Source organism: Cupriavidus sp. C3SS-1 (genome assembly GCF_057073755.1).
Window position 1 is genome coordinate 2,657,749 of record NZ_CP172699.1, and the last position, 16,571, is coordinate 2,674,319.

General features: G+C 64.0%; 15 protein-coding genes. 5 read left to right on the forward strand and 10 right to left on the reverse strand.

Translation table 11 applies throughout. The features are described 5' to 3' along the window. Nucleotides 1–38 precede the first annotated feature (38 nt). The 3 genes from ACIGJC_RS12335 to ACIGJC_RS12345 form a co-directional block, all read right to left on the reverse strand. On the reverse strand, nucleotides 39–1,241 hold the full coding sequence (locus ACIGJC_RS12335; protein ID WP_483709123.1) for a branched-chain amino acid ABC transporter substrate-binding protein: 1,203 nt from the start codon (nucleotides 1,239–1,241) through the stop codon (nucleotides 39–41). A 622-nt stretch (nucleotides 1,242–1,863) separates the two neighbouring features. Continuing rightward, on the reverse strand, nucleotides 1,864–2,838 hold the full coding sequence (ispH, locus tag ACIGJC_RS12340; RefSeq protein ID WP_483709124.1) for a 4-hydroxy-3-methylbut-2-enyl diphosphate reductase: 975 nt from the start codon (nucleotides 2,836–2,838) through the stop codon (nucleotides 1,864–1,866). Between the two features lie 9 nt (nucleotides 2,839–2,847). After that, nucleotides 2,848–3,336 (reverse strand): FKBP-type peptidyl-prolyl cis-trans isomerase, encoded by a 489-nt coding sequence (locus ACIGJC_RS12345; protein WP_483709125.1) that lies wholly within the window; start codon nucleotides 3,334–3,336, stop codon nucleotides 2,848–2,850. Nucleotides 3,337–3,444: 108 nt separating this feature from the next. Between ACIGJC_RS12345 and radC the strand changes: the two genes are divergently transcribed. The 4 genes from radC to nadB all read left to right on the forward strand — a co-directional run bounded on the left by radC (nucleotide 3,445) and on the right by nadB (nucleotide 6,520). Beyond that, nucleotides 3,445–4,131: a RadC family protein gene (radC, locus tag ACIGJC_RS12350; RefSeq protein ID WP_483709127.1), complete on the forward strand. Its 687-nt coding sequence runs from the start codon at nucleotides 3,445–3,447 to the stop codon at nucleotides 4,129–4,131. A gap of 177 nt (nucleotides 4,132–4,308) precedes the next feature. Beyond that, on the forward strand, nucleotides 4,309–4,542 hold the full coding sequence (gene rpmB, locus ACIGJC_RS12355) for a 50S ribosomal protein L28 (protein WP_006575661.1): 234 nt from the start codon (nucleotides 4,309–4,311) through the stop codon (nucleotides 4,540–4,542). 13 nt (nucleotides 4,543–4,555) lie between these two features. After that, nucleotides 4,556–4,726 (forward strand): 50S ribosomal protein L33, encoded by a 171-nt coding sequence (gene rpmG / locus ACIGJC_RS12360; protein ID WP_010814980.1) that lies wholly within the window; start codon nucleotides 4,556–4,558, stop codon nucleotides 4,724–4,726. Nucleotides 4,727–4,933: 207 nt separating this feature from the next. Next, the gene (gene nadB / locus ACIGJC_RS12365; RefSeq protein ID WP_483709129.1) at nucleotides 4,934–6,520 is read left to right on the forward strand and encodes an L-aspartate oxidase; all 1,587 of its coding nucleotides are present in this window, start codon (nucleotides 4,934–4,936) and stop codon (nucleotides 6,518–6,520) included. Nucleotides 6,521–6,594: 74 nt separating this feature from the next. Here nadB and nadC read toward each other — a convergent pair whose 3' ends face one another. From nadC to purN, 6 genes are all read right to left on the reverse strand, one after another. Beyond that, on the reverse strand, nucleotides 6,595–7,458 hold the full coding sequence (gene nadC / locus ACIGJC_RS12370) for a carboxylating nicotinate-nucleotide diphosphorylase (RefSeq protein ID WP_483709130.1): 864 nt from the start codon (nucleotides 7,456–7,458) through the stop codon (nucleotides 6,595–6,597). Continuing rightward, the gene (nadA, locus tag ACIGJC_RS12375; RefSeq protein ID WP_483709132.1) at nucleotides 7,455–8,609 is read right to left on the reverse strand and encodes a quinolinate synthase NadA; all 1,155 of its coding nucleotides are present in this window, start codon (nucleotides 8,607–8,609) and stop codon (nucleotides 7,455–7,457) included. The genes nadC and nadA overlap by 4 nt, the downstream gene beginning before the upstream one ends. A 132-nt stretch (nucleotides 8,610–8,741) precedes the next feature. Beyond that, on the reverse strand, nucleotides 8,742–9,932 hold the full coding sequence (locus ACIGJC_RS12380; protein WP_483709134.1) for a DesA family fatty acid desaturase: 1,191 nt from the start codon (nucleotides 9,930–9,932) through the stop codon (nucleotides 8,742–8,744). A 364-nt stretch (nucleotides 9,933–10,296) separates the two neighbouring features. After that, nucleotides 10,297–11,673, reverse strand: a complete 1,377-nt coding sequence (locus tag ACIGJC_RS12385) for a mechanosensitive ion channel family protein (protein ID WP_483709135.1) — start codon at nucleotides 11,671–11,673, stop codon at nucleotides 10,297–10,299. Nucleotides 11,674–11,742: 69 nt separating this feature from the next. Beyond that, nucleotides 11,743–13,137: an RsmB/NOP family class I SAM-dependent RNA methyltransferase gene (locus tag ACIGJC_RS12390; protein WP_483709136.1), complete on the reverse strand. Its 1,395-nt coding sequence runs from the start codon at nucleotides 13,135–13,137 to the stop codon at nucleotides 11,743–11,745. After that, complete coding sequence (purN, locus tag ACIGJC_RS12395) at nucleotides 13,134–13,799, reverse strand: phosphoribosylglycinamide formyltransferase (protein WP_483709137.1); 666 nt, start codon at nucleotides 13,797–13,799, stop codon at nucleotides 13,134–13,136. Before purN ends, ACIGJC_RS12390 begins: the two co-directional genes overlap by 4 nt. Nucleotides 13,800–14,035: 236 nt before the next feature. On the opposite strand from purN, the gene ACIGJC_RS12400 reads away from it, so the two are divergent. Then, nucleotides 14,036–14,695 carry a response regulator gene (locus ACIGJC_RS12400; protein WP_483709138.1) on the forward strand — a complete coding sequence of 220 codons (660 nt, stop codon included), beginning with the start codon at nucleotides 14,036–14,038 and terminating at the stop codon, nucleotides 14,693–14,695. A 26-nt stretch (nucleotides 14,696–14,721) separates the two neighbouring features. Here the strand turns inward: ACIGJC_RS12400 and ACIGJC_RS12405 are convergent, their stop codons facing one another. Beyond that, nucleotides 14,722–16,527 (reverse strand): hybrid sensor histidine kinase/response regulator, encoded by a 1,806-nt coding sequence (locus ACIGJC_RS12405; protein ID WP_483709139.1) that lies wholly within the window; start codon nucleotides 16,525–16,527, stop codon nucleotides 14,722–14,724. Nucleotides 16,528–16,571: the final 44 nt, after the last annotated feature.

Sequence of the window (16,571 nt, forward strand, 5' to 3'; positions counted from 1 at the left end):
TACTCACGGTGCCGTTCGGATGGGCCGGTAAGCCCGAATTACATCTTCACGACGTCGAGAACGGACTTCTTCTTGTCCTTGTACTCGTACAGCGTGATGGTGCCTTCCTTCATGTCGCCCTTCTCGTCAAAGGCGATGTTGCCGATCACGCCCTTGTAGTTGGTCTTGGGCATTTCGGCCAGGATGGCGGCCGGCTCGGTCGAGTTGGCGCGCTTCATGGCGTCCACGATGACCATGACGGCGTCATACGTGAACGGTGCGTAGATCTGCACCGGGGCATTGAAACGAGCCTGGTAGCGCTTCTCGAAGTCGGCGCCGTTCTCCATCTTCGACAGGGCCAGGCCTGCCTCGGAACAGATGATGTTGGACACGGCATCGCCGGCCAGCTCGGCCACCTTGTCGGTACAGACGCCGTCGCCGCCAACGATCTTGGACGAGATGCCCAGTTCCTTGGCTTGCTTGGCGAACGGCCCGCCGGTGGCGTCCATGCCGCCGTACATGATGACGTCAGGCTTCTTGCCCTTGATCTTGGTGAGAATGGCCTTGAAGTCGGTGGCCTTGTCGTTGGTGGCTTCACGCGCCACCACGTTCACGCCTGCCGCCTTGGCGGTCTTCTCGAACTCGTCGGCCAGGCCCTTGCCGTAGGCAGTGGCATCGTCGACGATGGCCACGCTCTTGGCGTGCAGGCTCTTGGCGGCGTAGTTGGCCAGCGCCGGACCTTGCTGGGCATCGGTGGCGACCACGCGGTAGGTCGTCTTGAAGCCCTGCTTGGTGTAGTCGGGGTTGGTCGACGACGGCGAGATCTGGACGATGCCGGCATCGCTGTAGATCTTCGACGCCGGGATCGACACGCCCGAGTTCAGGTGGCCGACCACGGCCACGACCTTCTGGTCGACCAGCTTCTGGGCCACGGCGGTGCCGGTCTTCGGATCGGCCGCGTCGTCCTCGCCGATCAGTTCCAGCTTGATTTTCTTGCCACCGATCTCGAGACCCTTCTTGTTGACTTCTTCCACGGCAAGGCGGGCGCCGTTTTCGTTGTCCTTGCCAAGGTGGGCGATACCGCCGGTCAGCGGAGCGGCGTGACCGATCTTGACGACAACTTCACCGCCGCCGGCGGCCGGAGCGGCAGCAGCAGGAGCCGATGCCGACGGTTCAACCGGCTTTTCTTCTTTCTTGCCGCAAGCTGCAACGAGCGCCACTGCGGCCGCAATCGGCAGAATCTTGGCAAACGAGATTTGCATGAGTGATCTCCTAGGATTCACAAAACGGGGATTTGCGACGCCTCCCGGACGTCTCCCCGTACCGCCTTTGTTTAGTTTCAATTTGAAACGCGCGCATTGTATCCCCTTTCTTCGGCGATGCAATACGCGACGCAACAACCTGGACGAATCAACCGCCAATCGAGCTAGGGAATTTCCCCAATGCACAGATTGAGGCAATTCCTGATCGCCTGGCGGCGTCAACGCCAATGCTTACAAGAACCGTGCCTGCTTCTTCTCTCCATTGAAATATACGCGCCTGGGGCCATACATAATCCATCCGTATTAATTAGGCATTTCATTCGCAATGCCATGCACCGCTATCTAATGTGCAGAATGTAGCGCCGCACCATAATAGGGAAAACCCCAGTTACGGGGATTACCCTGATTTGTCTGCTTACCCGAACAGGCACCTAATGAGTGCCCTTTGAAGGGGCGTATTAAGAGGCTTCCGTGGAATTGAATTTCAAAGATTATCGTTGTGACGATAAAAGCATCCGGCCAACTGGAGCGAAATGTCGGTACGCCCGCGCACGCTGGACGCGCATACGGCAGGGAAAGCGAAGCGGGGAATCAGGCGCCGCAGGAGGCGGCGCCTGGCAGCTCAGGCGGTAACGCCGGCGGGGATAGCGGCCTGCAGCCCGCGCGGAAGCGGGAAGGCCATGTTTTCTTCAATGCCTTGCAGGGCGCGGACATGGCCCGCGCCGAGTTCGCGCAGGCGCGCGACGATGGACTGGGCAAGTTCCTCGGGCGCCGAAGCGCCCGCGGTCAGGCCAATGCGACGCTTGCCCGCGACCCATTCCGGGCGCACCTGCTCCGGCGCATCCACCATATAGGCCGGCACGCCGAGGCGCGCGGCCAGCTCGCGCAGCCGGTTCGAGTTGGAACTGTTGGGGCTGCCCACCACGATCACCACGTCAACCTGGGGCGCCATGAACTTCACGGCGTCCTGGCGGTTCTGCGTGGCATAGCAGATGTCCTGCTTCTTGGGCTCGCGGATCAGGGGGTAGCGTGCCTTGAGTGCCGCCACGATCTCGAGCGTCTCGTCCACGGACAGCGTGGTCTGCGTCACGTAGGCGAGGCGCGCGGGATCGGTCACCGCCAGGCCGGCGACATCAGCCACCGACTCGACCAGCAGCATGCCGCCTTCGGCCTGCCCCATCGTGCCCTCGACCTCCGGATGCCCGCGGTGGCCGATCATCACGATCTCGCAGCCCTCCGCGCGCATCTTGCCCACTTCCACATGGACCTTGGTCACCAGCGGGCAAGTCGCGTCGAATACATTGAGGCCGCGCACGGCGGCCTCGGCCCGGACGTCCTTGGACACCCCGTGGGCACTGAAGATGACGGTGGCGCCGGCAGGCACCTCGTCCAGCTCGCGCACGAACACGGCGCCCTTGCGGCGCAGGTCCGCCACGACATAGGCGTTGTGGACGATCTCGTGACGCACATAGATTGGCGCCCCGAAGCGTGCCAGCGCGCGCTCGACGATCTCGATGGCGCGGTCGACGCCGGCGCAGAAGCCGCGCGGCTGCGCCATCAGGATCTCGGCATCGGGGGCGGTAGTCAGGTCAGGCATGCTGCAATATCAGAGGATCCCGATCAGTTGCACGTCGAACAGGATGGTCTGCCCGGCCAGCGGATGGTTGAAATCGAACAGCGCCGCCGTGTCGCCGAACTCCTTGAGGACGCCGGCGTACTTGCCGCCGCCGGGCGCGTTGAACTCGACCAGGTCGCCCGGGCTGTAGTCTTCCTCGAACGAACTGTTCTCGCGCAGCGTGGCCAGCGAGACCCACTGGAGCAGTTCCGGGTTGCGCGGGCCGAACGCCTGCTCGGGCGCCAGGCGATAGGTCATGCGCTCGCCCTCGGGCATGCCGAGCAGCGCCTGCTCCAGGGTCGGGGCGAACTGACCCTGGCCGAGCAGCAGCGTGGCGGGCTTGTCCTCGAACGTGCTCATGACTTCGGTGCCGTTTTCGAGAGAGAGACTGTAATGGAGGGTCAGGAACGAGTCGGCCTGGACCGTCTTGCGGCCAGCTGCGCCGCCGTCGGCTTCCGACGCAAATGTTTGCAAATTCATGGGTGATCAACCAGGGAACAACCCGTATTGTATTCGACTGGGCTGCCGGGCGCCCTGCCCATCCACGCCTGCCCGACCCGGGCCCACCCGTCCAGAGACTCCCGAGACATGAGCATCACAAACTGGCCACCCTGCGAGCGGCCGCGAGAAAAGCTGCAGGCGAGCGGCGCCGCTGCCCTGTCCGACGCCGAACTGCTGGCCGTGTTCCTGCGTATTGGCGCGACGGGCAAGAGCGCGGTGGAGCTGGCGCGCGATCTGATGATTCATTTTGGCTCGCTGACCCGCCTGTTCTCGGCCGATGCACGCACCATCCTGGACATCCGGGGCATGGGCGAAGCCAAGTACACCCAGCTGCAGGCCGTGCCCGAACTGGCGCGCCGCATGCTGGCCGAGTCACTGCAACTGCCGCGCGGGCTGGATTCCCCTGCGGCGGTACGCAACTACCTGCGCCTGACGCTGGCCCCGCTCGCGCATGAGGTCTTCATGTGCCTGTTCCTCGACACCCGCAACCGCATGATCGCGACCGAGGAAATGTTTCGCGGCACGCTGACCCAGACCGCGGTCTATCCGCGGGAGGTGGCACGCCGCGCGCTGGCGCACAATGCCGCCGGCGTCATCATCGCGCACAACCACCCGTCCGGGTCGTGCACGCCGAGCCAGAGCGACCTGCAGATGACCCGCCTGCTGGGCCGCGCCCTGGCACTGATCGATGTGCAGCTACTCGACCACTTCGTCGTAGCCGGCACCCATGTGCACTCCTTTGCCGAGCACGGGCAACTGAAATCCGTCACGTGATGCTGACGGCACCGCGGAAGGGTATACAACACCAGAGTGCAGAAGGCATTGATTCATCGGCGGCTTCCAGTCTATAATGCCCGTTTGCTGTGTCTCATCCGCTGCAGTCCGGGCCCGCGCGCCTTTTGTTGATCTGTTGCGAACATTGTCCACGAATAGAAGAGTTAGGAGTGCTTCATGGCACGCGTCTGTCAAGTGACCGGGAAAGCGCCGATGGTCGGCAACAACGTTTCCCACGCAAACAACAAGACCAAGCGCCGTTTTCTGCCCAACCTGCAGAATCGTCGTTTCTTTGTTGAATCGGAAAACCGCTGGGTGAGCCTGCGCGTCTCGAACGCCGGCCTGCGCCTGATCGACAAGAAAGGCATCGACTCCGTGCTCGCCGATCTGCGCGCACGTGGCGAAGTCTAATTAGGAGTACATCATGGCAAGCAAGGGCGGCCGCGACAAAATCAAGCTGGAATCGACCGCAGGTACGGGTCACTTCTACACCACCACCAAGAACAAGCGCACCATGCCGGAAAAGATGGAGATCATGAAGTTCGATCCCGTCGCCCGCAAGCACGTCGCTTACAAGGAAACCAAGATCAAGTAATTGATCCGGATTCCAGCCAGAAAGCCCCGCCACCGCGGGGCTTTTTGTTTTTGTGGCGTCAGCGCGGCTTATGGCGCGCACCGAGGCTCGCGGCAGTGCTTTTAGCCCTTGCAGCGGCGACAGCGCTGATGCGTGAGGGCACCCCCGGGTGTAGACTTTCGAGCTTTCCCTCCAATGCCGCGCCCTCGCGCGGGCACCTCCTGCACCATGAACTTCGACGTCGCCATCGTAGGCAGCGGGCTGGCCGGTCTCACGGTCGCGCTGCAACTGGCCGACACCCACCGGGTTGTCATCCTCAGCAAGCGCGCCATGACGCATGGCGCCAGCGATTGGGCCCAGGGCGGCATTGCCGCAGTGCTGGATTCAGGCGACAGCCATGACGAGCACACGCAGGACACGCTCGTCGCCGGCGCCGGTCTTTGCGATGAAGAAGCCACGCGCTTTATCGTCGAGCACGGGCGGGAAGCCATCCAGTGGCTGATCGATCGCGGCGTGCCGTTCACCAGGGACGAACAGGCCGAACTCGGCTATCACCTGACCCGCGAAGGCGGACACAGCCGTCGCCGGATCATCCACGCCGCCGACGCGACCGGCCATGCCGTCGTCAGCACGCTGTCGGAGCAGGCGCGCCAGCATCCGAACATCACCATCCTGGAAGACCAGTTCGCCGTCGACCTGATCACCTCGCGCAAGCTCGGGCTACCTGGCAACCGCTGCTACGGCCTGTATGTGCTCGACGACCGCACGGAAGAAGTCCGCACCATCACCGCTACGCACACGGTGCTGGCGGCGGGCGGTGCCGGCAAGGTCTACCTGTACACCACCAATCCTGACACGGCCACTGGCGACGGCATCGCCATGGCGTGGCGCGCGGGTTGCCGGGTGTCGAACATGGAATTCATCCAGTTCCATCCAACCTGCCTGTACCACCCCTATGCCAAGTCCTTCCTGATCTCGGAAGCCGTACGCGGCGAAGGCGGGCTGCTGAAGCTGCCGGACGGTACCCGCTTCATGCCGGAGCATGATGATCGCGCCGAGCTGGCGCCGCGTGATGTGGTGGCGCGAGCGATCGACTTCGAAATGAAGAAGCGCGGCCTGGACTGCGTCTACCTCGACATCACGCACCAGCCCGAGGCCTTCCTGAAGGAGCATTTCCCCACCATCCATGCGCGCTGCCTGGAGCTGGGCATCGACATCGCGCGCGAGCCGATCCCAGTGGTCCCGGCCGCGCACTACACGTGCGGCGGCGTGGTGACCGATACCGCGGGCCGCACCGATATCGGCAACCTGTACGCCGTCGGCGAGACGGCCTGCACGGGCCTGCACGGGGCCAACCGGCTGGCATCGAATTCCCTGCTCGAGTGCATGGTGATCGGGAGAGCCGCCGCTGCCGACATTGCTGGCCAGGACAAGGCGGCATTGCCGGACCTGCCGCTGCCGGCCTGGGATGAAAGCCGCGTCTCCGACGCCGACGAGGAAGTCGTGGTCTCGCACAACTGGGACGAACTGCGCCGCATGATGTGGAACTATGTCGGCATCGTGCGCACGAGCAAGCGGCTGGAGCGCGCGCAGCACCGCATCCGCCTGCTGCGCGAGGAGATCGCCGAGTACTACGCGAATTTCCGCGTCACGCGCGATCTGCTCGAACTGCGCAATCTGGTGGAGGTCGCCGCATTGATCGTCGATAGCGCGTATTCGCGTCACGAAAGCCGCGGCCTCCATTTCAGCCGCGACTATCCGGAGACCCTGCCCAAAGCACTGCCTACCGTGATGCAGCCCGCGCGCAAGCGCTGAGAGGCAGCGCCGCGCAAGGCAGCATGCAAAACGGCCCGCATCGAGCGGGCCGTTTTGTTCTGCACAGTCAGGGATCAGCCGATGATGCGCAGCGAGTAATCGGTGGCGCGCACATCCTTCGTTAGCGCCCCGACCGAGATGCGGTCCACGCCGGTCTCGGCAAAGGTGCGGATCGTTTCCGCATTGACACCGCCCGACACCTCCAGCAACGCGCGCCCGGCATTGATGCGCACGGCGTCATGCATCATCGGCACCGTGAAGTTGTCGATCAGGATCGACGTGGCGCCGGCAGCCAGGGCCTCTTCCAGTTCGGCAAGCGACTCCACCTCGACCTGGATCGTCGCATCGGCGCCCAGCGCCAGCGCGGCGCGCATCGCAGCCGTGATGCTGCCTGCCGCGGCAATGTGGTTTTCCTTGATCAGGATGCCGTCATAGAGCGCCAGCCGCTGATTCTCGCCGCCGCCCACTTTGACCGCGTATTTCTGCGCCAGCCGAAGGCCCGGCAGTGTCTTGCGGGTATCCAGCACGCGCGCGCGCGTGCCGGCGATCAGGTCGGCATAGCGCCGCGTGACGGTCGCCACGCCGGACAGCAGTTGCAGGAAATTCAGCGCGGGCCGCTCGGCGGTCAGCAGCGCGCGTGCGGGTCCGGTGATTTCGCAGACAATCGAATCGGGTGCCATGCGGGCGCCCTCTTCCTGCTTCCAGCTCACCACCAGACGTTCGTCGATGGCCTTCATGCAAGCGGCGAACCACGGCTGACCACAAAGCACCGCCTGCTCGCGCACGATCACCCGCGCCAGCACCTGCTTGTCCGCCGGCACCAGCAGGCCGGTCAGGTCACCGCTGCCTACGTCTTCGGCAATGGCCGCGCCGACGTTGGCTTCCAGCGCCGCCTTCAGCGCCGAACCATAGCTGTCGAAAATGGGATTCACGCTCATGCCGGGCCGATTCCCTGGAACAACGCCTGTTCCTTCGCGAGGTCAGCCACCGGGCGGACATTGGCTTTCTGCTGCGCGGCGAAATCCAGCATGCGGTTGATGCAGACCACAGCCTGGCGGCCCGTGGCCGGATCCACGTGGATCTCGTTGCGACCGGTCTCGAGCACCTCGGCCAGGTTCGACAGCGCGTTCATCGCCATCCACGGGCAGTGGGCGCAGCTCTTGCACGTGGCGCTGTTGCCCGCAGTCGGCGCTTCAATAAAGTGCTTGCCCGGGGCGGCCATCCGCATCTTGTGCAGGATGCCGTTGTCCGTCGCCACGATGAATTCGGTCGCGTCAAGTTCCTGCGCGGCCGCGATCATCTGCGACGTGGAGCCCACCACGTCCGCCTGCGCCACGACGTTGGCCGGCGACTCGGGATGCACCAGGATCTTGGCGTTGGGAAACTCGCGGCGCAGCAGGTCCAGCTCGACGCCCTTGAATTCGTCATGCACCAGGCAGGAGCCCTGCCACAGCAGCATGTCGGCACCAGTCTGCTTCTGGATATAGCCGCCGAGGTGCTTGTCCGGTGCCCACAGGATCTTCTCGCCGCGCGCATGCAGGTGCTCGACGATCTTCAGGCCGATGCTGGAGGTCACCATCCAGTCGGCCCGGGCCTTCACCGCCGCGCTGGTATTGGCGTACACGACCACGGTGCGGTCCGGATGCGCGTCGCAGAAGGCAGCGAACTCGTCGGCCGGGCAACCCAGGTCCAGCGAGCAGGTCGCATCCAGGTCCGGCATCAGGATGGTCTTTTCAGGGCTCAGGATCTTGGCGGTCTCGCCCATGAAGCGCACGCCGGCCACCACCAGGGTCTGGGCCGAATGGTCACGGCCGAAGCGGGCCATTTCCAGCGAGTCCGAGACACAACCGCCGGTTTCCTCGGCCAGGTCCTGCAGGTCGGCGTCCACGTAATAGTGCGCGACGAGCACGGCGTTGCGTTCTTTCAGCAAGCGCCTGATGCGTGCCTTGAGCGCCTGCCTTTCGTCGGGAGAGAGCACCGGAGGCACCTTGGCCCAGGCATGGGCCACGCAGCTGCCGCCGGCGGCGTTGTCGGTATCCGCCAGGTTCGGCTTTTCGAACTCGACGGTCTTGATCGATTGGGGGGTCATCTCCGGTACTCCTCGTGGCCCTCGCGCATGCAACTTCATGCGGGCGGCCAGAACATGGGGGAGTTTATCTAAAACAAAAGGCCCCGCCATGGGCGGGGCCTTGTGTAGCCATTCGGGCGCGGGCCGATTGTATCAGGCGTAGCGGCGCAGGCGCAGCGAAAAATCGTGCAGCGCCTGGATTCCGCTGGCCTCGGCACGATGGCACCAGGCCTGCAGCTGCTGCAGCAACTGCTCCCGCGTCAGGTTGGAACGGCCCCAGATGGCGGCCAGCTCACGTCGCATTTCCACGAAGGTGTGCAGCGACTTGCTCTGCTCGACGATGCTCGCCAATTGCTGGCGCTGCGGTGCGGCCAGCTTGGTTTCTTCGCGGTGGAACCACTTGCCAGCCGGCTTGAGGGTGCGGTACTCGGCGCCGCGGCCTTCCTTGAGTTGCTCCAGTTCCTGGCGGAACGCGCTCTTCAAGGCTTTGGCGTAGCGCGCCATCACGTCATAGCGATTGGCGATGATGGCTTCCAGCGTGTTGTCGTCGACCGGACGCGCTTCCACGAGCCGGGCCTTGGGCGGCGTCTTCTTCACCTTGGCCAGCCCCACGGCCTGCATGGCGCGGATATAGCCCCAACCCACGTCGAACTCGTACCACTTGATCGAGAACTTGGCCGAAGTCGGATAGGTGTGATGGTTGTTATGCAGCTCTTCGCCGCCAATGATCAGGCCCCATGGCGACACATTGGTCGAAGCATCTTCGCAATCGTAGTTGCGATAGCCCCACCAGTGGCCCAGGCCATTGATGATGCCGGCAGCGTGAATCGGGATCCACAGCATCTGCACAGCCCAGACCGTCATGCCGATCACGCCGAAAAGGGCCAGGTCGATAATCAGCATCAGGCCGACGCCCTGCCAGCCAAAGCGCGAATACACATTGCGCTCGACCCAGTCATTGGGGCAGCCATGGCCGAACTTGGCGATGGTTTCCTTGTTCTTGGCTTCGGCGCGGTACAGCTCGGCGCCTTCCAGCAGCACCTTGCGGATGCCACGGGTCTGCGGGCTGTGCGGATCGTCTTCGGTCTCGCACTTGGCGTGGTGCTTGCGGTGGATGGCAGTCCACTCGCGGGTGACCATGCCCGTCGTCAGCCAGAGCCAGAAGCGGAAGAAATGCTGGGCAATCGGGTGCAGGTCCAGCGATCGGTGCGCCATGCAACGATGCAGGAAGATGGTGACCCCGGCGATGGTGACGTGCGTCATCACCAGCGTGTAGATCACGATCTCCCACCAGGACCAGTTGGCAAGGCCATTGGCGGCCCAGTCAAGAATAATGTCGAACAAACTCTGTTCTCCGTCGGTTAAACAGGGGCATTCCCTTGCGGCTGCCCCGGCGCCGTGCACAACGCGCAGAAAAAAGACTGCAAATCTACTGATTGCGATATGGTCTGGCGTCCGCCAGGGACCGGCCATCTCATGGCGGGAACCCCCGGCGCGCAGTTCCGGCGCCGGCGGTTGGCAGGCGGGACAGGCACGAGCCGCTGCAATCTGGCGGCTGTCGGTGTGAGGATGCGGGATGCTCGCAACCCGCGACAACCCAGCATTCTACCGGATTGCGCAAGCCTGAGTCATACGCTTTTTCCCGGAGTTTGACGAGGCGCCGCGATTTTTGTTCCGTTGTGCGGCTCTTGCCTGTTTCTTTATGAAGTCATGCCGATTTGGCCACTTCCGCGGGTGGCGCGGAAATATCATCGACCGAGTTGAGTTCCTGCGGCGCATTGAGCACGCGGATTTCCCGCTGGGGATACGGGATCGAAATCCGGTGTTCGCGCAGCGTACGCCAGATTGCCCGGTTCATGGCCGACTGCACGCCGAGCTTGCCGTTCTGCGGATCGGCAATATAGACGGCTACCTCATATTCGATGCCGCTATCCGCGAACATCACCAGAAATGCCGCCGGCGCAGGGTCCTTCAGCACGCGTGGCAGTTCGCGCACGCATTCGGTCAGCAGCATGATCACGGTTTCGGGATCCGCCGCATAATCGGCCTGCACCCGCGTCGCCACGCGGACATGCGTGTTGGAAAACGAGTGGTTCTGCACGGACTGCGCCACCAACTGCTCGTTAGGCACCAGGGTCTCGCCGTCGCCGTTGCGCACCACCGTGTAGCGGGTGCGGATCTGCGAGACAGTACCGGAGTACTTGTCCACCGTAATCTGGTCGCCCAGCTTGACCGAGCGGTCGAGCAGGATGATGAAGCCCGAAATGTAGTTGCTGGCGATCTTTTGCAGGCCAAGACCCAGGCCGACGCCAAGTGCACCGCCGAACACGGACAGCACGGTCAGGTCGATGCCCACCAGCGACAGGCTCAGCAGCAGCGAGACCAGCAGCAGCAGCGCCTTCGAAATGCGGGTCAGCACGACCTTCAGGTTCACGTCGAGACTGGCCGAGCGCATCAGGCGCTCTTCCAGCCAGGACCCGAACCACATGGCCACCAGCACGGTCAGCAGGATCCACACGACCGCCATCAGGATGTCCGCCAGGCTCACCTTCTGCTTGCCCAGCGAGAAGCGCATGGCCTCCATCCATCCCGTCACGTCGGAAAGCAGGCCAAGCACGTAAAGCCCCATGGCCACCCAGACCAGCGTGGTCAGCACTTTTTCGACCAATAGCAGCATGCCGTGCAACTGGCCGCTGCCGGACAGCACGCGCCGCAGGATATAGAACGTGAAGTACAGGGAGGTGATGCCGAACAGCGGCACAAGCGCAAGCCGCAGCACGCTGATCGCCATCATCGGCTCCAGCGCGAAACGGGCCGACATCACGAGCAGCCAGCCAAACAGCGGGAACATGGCACGCTCGAGACTGGCTGCGGCAAAGCGCAGCGAGAAACTCGACGATGCGTAACGATCCTCTAGCCGTTTGACGATAAAGCGCGCGAGCGGCCAGGCTGCCAGCAAGCAGCCGCCCAGCACGACAAGCTGCCAGATGAAGCCGGGGCCGCCCGCATCCCGGAGCAGGTCGTCGAGCATCCTGCCGAATGTCGTGTGCGTGGCCGTCAGGCCGGCCAATGGGTTTCCGCTCATGGAGAATCTGCCTGGACCTTGCTGCCGCACCGGTCGTCGCGCTTGCCGCGCGACGACCGGTGGGAGGGATTACTGCGTACGCTCCAGGACCGCGGCGAAGAAGCCATCGGTCTGGTGCAGGTGGGGATACAACGCGAACATGCCGCCTTCCGTCGGCAAGTCAGGCACCTCGATCTGCTGCTCGGCCAGCACCTCTGCTGCCGGAACCAGCCGGAAATTCGGGTGGGAAGCGAGGAAGCTGCGCACGATGGCCTCGTTCTCGGCTTCCAGCACGCTGCATGTCGCGTAGACCACGCGGCCGCCGCCTTTCACCAGGCGTGCCGCCGCGTCCAGGATCGCGCTTTGCTTCGCGGTAAGTTCCAGCACCGATTCCGGGCTCTGGCGCCATTTCAGGTCCGGATTGCGCCGCAGCGTGCCAAGCCCGCTGCAGGGCGCATCGACGAGCACGCGGTCGATCTTGCCGGCCAGGCGCTTGACCTTGGCGTCGCGTTCCGAATCGATCAGCACGGGGTGCACATTCGACAGACCGCTGCGCGCCAGGCGCGGCTTGAGATTGGCGAGGCGCTTCTCAGATACATCAAACGCGTACAGGCGGCCGGTCGAGCGCATCGCCGCGCCGAGCGCCAGCGTCTTGCCGCCGGCGCCCGCGCAGAAATCCACCACCATCTCGCCGCGCTTCGGCGCGACCAGGCTGCACAGCAGCTGGCTGCCCTCGTCCTGGACCTCCACCAGCCCATTCACGAACAGCGGCAACTGGTTCAACGCCGGCTTGCCTTGCAGCCGGATGCCGGCCGGCGCCATCGGCGTGGGCTCGGCACGCAGGCCGGCTTCTTCGAGCTCGGCCAGCACGGCTTCACGGGTGGCCTTGCCAAGATTCACTCGCAGATCCAGCGGAGCGGGGCGCAACCATGCATCCCCAAGTGCCGAAGCAAACGCTTCGCCGTGCTGTGCCACCAGGTTATCGAACAGCCATTCCGGCAGGTTCGCCCGCACGCGGGGCGACAGGCTGGCGCGCTCGATCGTGGTCAGGCGATCGAGCCACTCGCCTTCCTCCGGATACAGGAAAGGCGAAAGCACATCGCGTCCAAGGGTTGCCGCCAGACCCAGCAGTGCCAGGCGGCGCGACGCCGCGCCGGTGCCACTCTCGGCAAACTGGCCGAACTCGACGCGGCGGCGCAGCACCGCGTAGACCGCCTCGGCGATGATGCCGCGCTCGCGATGTCCGAGCTTGGGGTTTTCGCGAAAGTAATAGCTCACCACGGCATCGGCCGGGCGCGCGAACAGCATGACTTTGCCAAGCAAGCGGTCGATATGCTGGATGTGCGTAGCGTGAAGTCCGCTCGACGAACGTACCTGCTGACCGTCCGCACCGGGGGCCTTGCGAATAGGACTGGACTTGCGGACCCGCGCAGGCTGGCGGGAATCCTTGGACGCCGGGCGCGCCCCGGCCTGATGACGACTCATGGCTTTGCTCCTGCCGCCGGTACACCGGCGGAGATGGCCATAAGCAATTGAGGCTCGGCCGGATTGACGTGAACGACCCCGTTCCGGACCAGCAGGCGTCCTTCGACAAACCATTGGACGGCACGGGGATAAATCAGATGCTCGCAATCGAGCAGGCGAACGGCAAGGCTCTCGGGCGTATCGACCGGCAATACATCGAGAGCCGCCTGGATCACAATAGGACCATGATCCAATTCAGGCGTGACGAAATGCACGGTGGCCCCGTGCAGCTTCACGCCGGCGTCGAGCGCCTGCTTATGGGTATTCAGGCCCGGGAAGCAAGGCAGCAGCGACGGATGAATATTGAGCAGGCGGCCGGCATAACGATCCACGAAGCCCGCGGTCAGGATGCGCATGAAGCCGGCAAGCACCACCAGGTCCGGTGCATAACCATCGATAGCCTCCGCCAGCGCCGCGTCGAAGCTCGCGCGATCGGGATACAGGCGGTGGTCGACCACGCTAGTGGCGATGCCGTGGTCCTTTGCAAACTGCAGCCCGGCCGCTTCCGGCCGGTTGGAAATTACCGCAGCGATGCGCGCCGGCCACCCGCCGGCCGCGCATGCCTGGACGATGGCTTCCATATTGGAGCCCCGCCCTGAAATCAGGATGACGATTTTTTTCATCGCGCAATTCTACCAAGGGCAGGCACCAAACTCCGGCAAAGCCAAACTATCAGGCGCCTAATTCGCGAGAATCGGAGTCGGGACACTGCAACGGGCACGCGACAGTGAAGCCCCAAAGACCCGTTTGATAGATTGTGACGCATCGCACCCTCTGATAGAGTGGCCTCTACGTCCACGCTCCAATTTTGTGCAAGCTGGTGACAACAAGGACGAAACGGGAAATTACGGGAATTAGCATGTCGAACGCTGCACCGACGTTGTTGGTGGTCGATGATCATCCGATGGCCTTGTCAGGCACTACTGCATTCCTGACCGAGGTGATGCCAGATGTTGCAGTCCATGCCGCCGGCAGCGCCCGGGAAGCGCTGACGAGCCTCCAGCAAGGCCTGCGCCCGGATATCGTTCTGCTCGATATCTGGCTGAACGACGGCACGGGCTTCGATGCCATGCAGTCCTTCAAGACCGTCATTCCAGGGGCGCGGTTCATTTTCATGTCGGCCGAAGCCACGCCGGAAATCGTCGGACGCGCCCGCGCCTTGGCCGCCTGTGGTTTCGTGGGCAAGCACCTGGACGCGCACGCCTTCACCTCCGCGGTGCGCAAAGTGCTCGCCGGCGATACCTCGTTTCCGACCGATGAGGCGCTTAGCGGACGCGCCCAGTCCTTTGGACCGGCTCATGGTATCCCCGTGACGCCTGCCGAGCTTGGCCTGACGCCGCGCCAGGGCTCGGTGCTTGCGCTGGTGCTGGAAGGATTGCCGAACAAGGTGATCGCGCGCCGGCTCGGGCTGACCGAAAACACCGTAAAGGAACACGTTTCGGCCATCCTCCAGCGGCTCGGTGTCCGCACGCGCATGCAAGTCATGTCCCGCATGGAACGCTTCCGCCTGCGTCAGTAAGGTCGTCCAGCTTTCAGTCCACTCTTTCAGGCCGCGGCGCGCAACCAGCGGCGCAGCAGTACGCGCAGCGATGCCGGGTCCACCGGCTTCGGCAAGACGAAATATCCCGCGTCCTCCGCTGCTGCCAGCGCGGCGGATTTCAGGTCGCCCGTCAGCAAGGCGCTGCGCGCCTGCGGCTGGGTGTTTTGCCAGCGTTCCAGCAGATCCAGGCCATTTTCGCTGCCAGGTAGGCGCAGATCGCAGAAGATGATGTCCGGCCGCAAACCCATGGCAAACAGCTTGTCGGCTTCCGCGCCATGGGCGGCACAGGCCACCCGGATGCCCCACGCCTCCATCAGCGCAATCCACGCCTTGCGGATCTGCGTATCGTCGTCGACCACCAGCACCGTGCCTTGGAGCTTGTCCGGCCTGGAATCCTCGGCCGCCGCCATGGCCCGCATTTCACGCACGCTGGCCACTGTCTCGGCCGGCACCGGAGGCAGTGCGAACCAGAACACCGAGCCCTTGCCGGGCACCGACCGTACGCCGTACGTGCCGCGCATCAGGCGCACGCATTCCTTGAAGATGGCCAGCCCCAGCCCCAGGCCTTGCGACGGGTCTCGCTGCGGGTTATGGACCTGGTAGTACGGTGAAAAGATGTCCGGCAGGTGGTCGGGCAATATGCCGGCTCCGGTATCCCACACTTCCAGCCGCACATGCTTGCGGCGCTGGCGCGCGGTGATCAGTACGCCCCCGCGCTTCGTATAGCGCAAGGCGTTCTGCACCAGGTTGAACAGCGCGCGGCGCAGCAGCACCGGCTCGGCCATGGCATAAAGCTCGTCCGGCACGCGCGGCGTCAACGTCAGGCCGCTTTCGCGCGCATCGGCGGCGAACTGGCTCATGACGTCGCGGATCAATCCGCTCAGTTCGCACGGTTCGAGGGTGGGCAGGACCTTGCGGCCCTCCAGCTTGGACAGATCCAGCAAAGAACGGAACAGCAGGTCGATGGTCTGCGTACCGGCCGCCACCTGCTCAACGAGAGGATGGAGCACCGTGGACTGGTTGCGCGCGCGCAACGCTTCCACCAGCATCACCAGCGCATGAACCGGCTGCCGCAGGTCGTGGCTGGCCGCGGCCAGGAAGCGCGATTTCTCCTCGCTCGCATGCAGCGCACGTTCCTTCTCTTCCTGAAATTGCTTGGCCAGTCGGCGGCTGTCGCCTTCCAGCTGGATCGCCCTGACCAGCGTGCCCTGCAGGCCGACTGCATGGCGTCCCAGCATCAGCGCATAGATAACAAGCAGCAACTGCACGTAGATGCCGTGCCCCGGAAACGCAATCTCGGCCAACAACATGTTCGGGACCAGTACGGGCACGCCGGCATAGACCAGGTTCGACGGCACGGGAGCCTGCGACACCGCCCCGCCCGCCAGAACGCCGAGACTGAGCAGGTACAGCACGCTGGAGAAGATCGTCGAGCCCGTATACATATGAAGCAGGGCCGAACTGCCCCAGGTCAGCCCGGTCAGGAACGCCACGGCGCGCATATTGCCCCACCACTTCCGCGTGTGCGCCGAACGGCTCATGGAAGCGCCATCGCGCTGGTAGCCCAGGTAGAACCACACGCCGCCGCCGGCCAGCAACAGCATCACCGCGCCCCAGCCGAGCAGCGCGGCGTGGTCGGCGGAATCCCAGAAGGCGAAGATGGTCAGCGCTGGCAGCAGTACCGCCGCCAGCGTGCCCGACGGCGACCCCTTGTGGACGATCGCCATCAGTTTCGCGCGCGTCTCGGTATCGAGCGGGGCGCCGGCAGGCGGCAGGAATCGCGGCAACAGCCGATTGAGCAGCGCGTTCAAGGGAATTTGTGGGATCGAGGCTTGGACGCGCCGGCAGCCAAGGC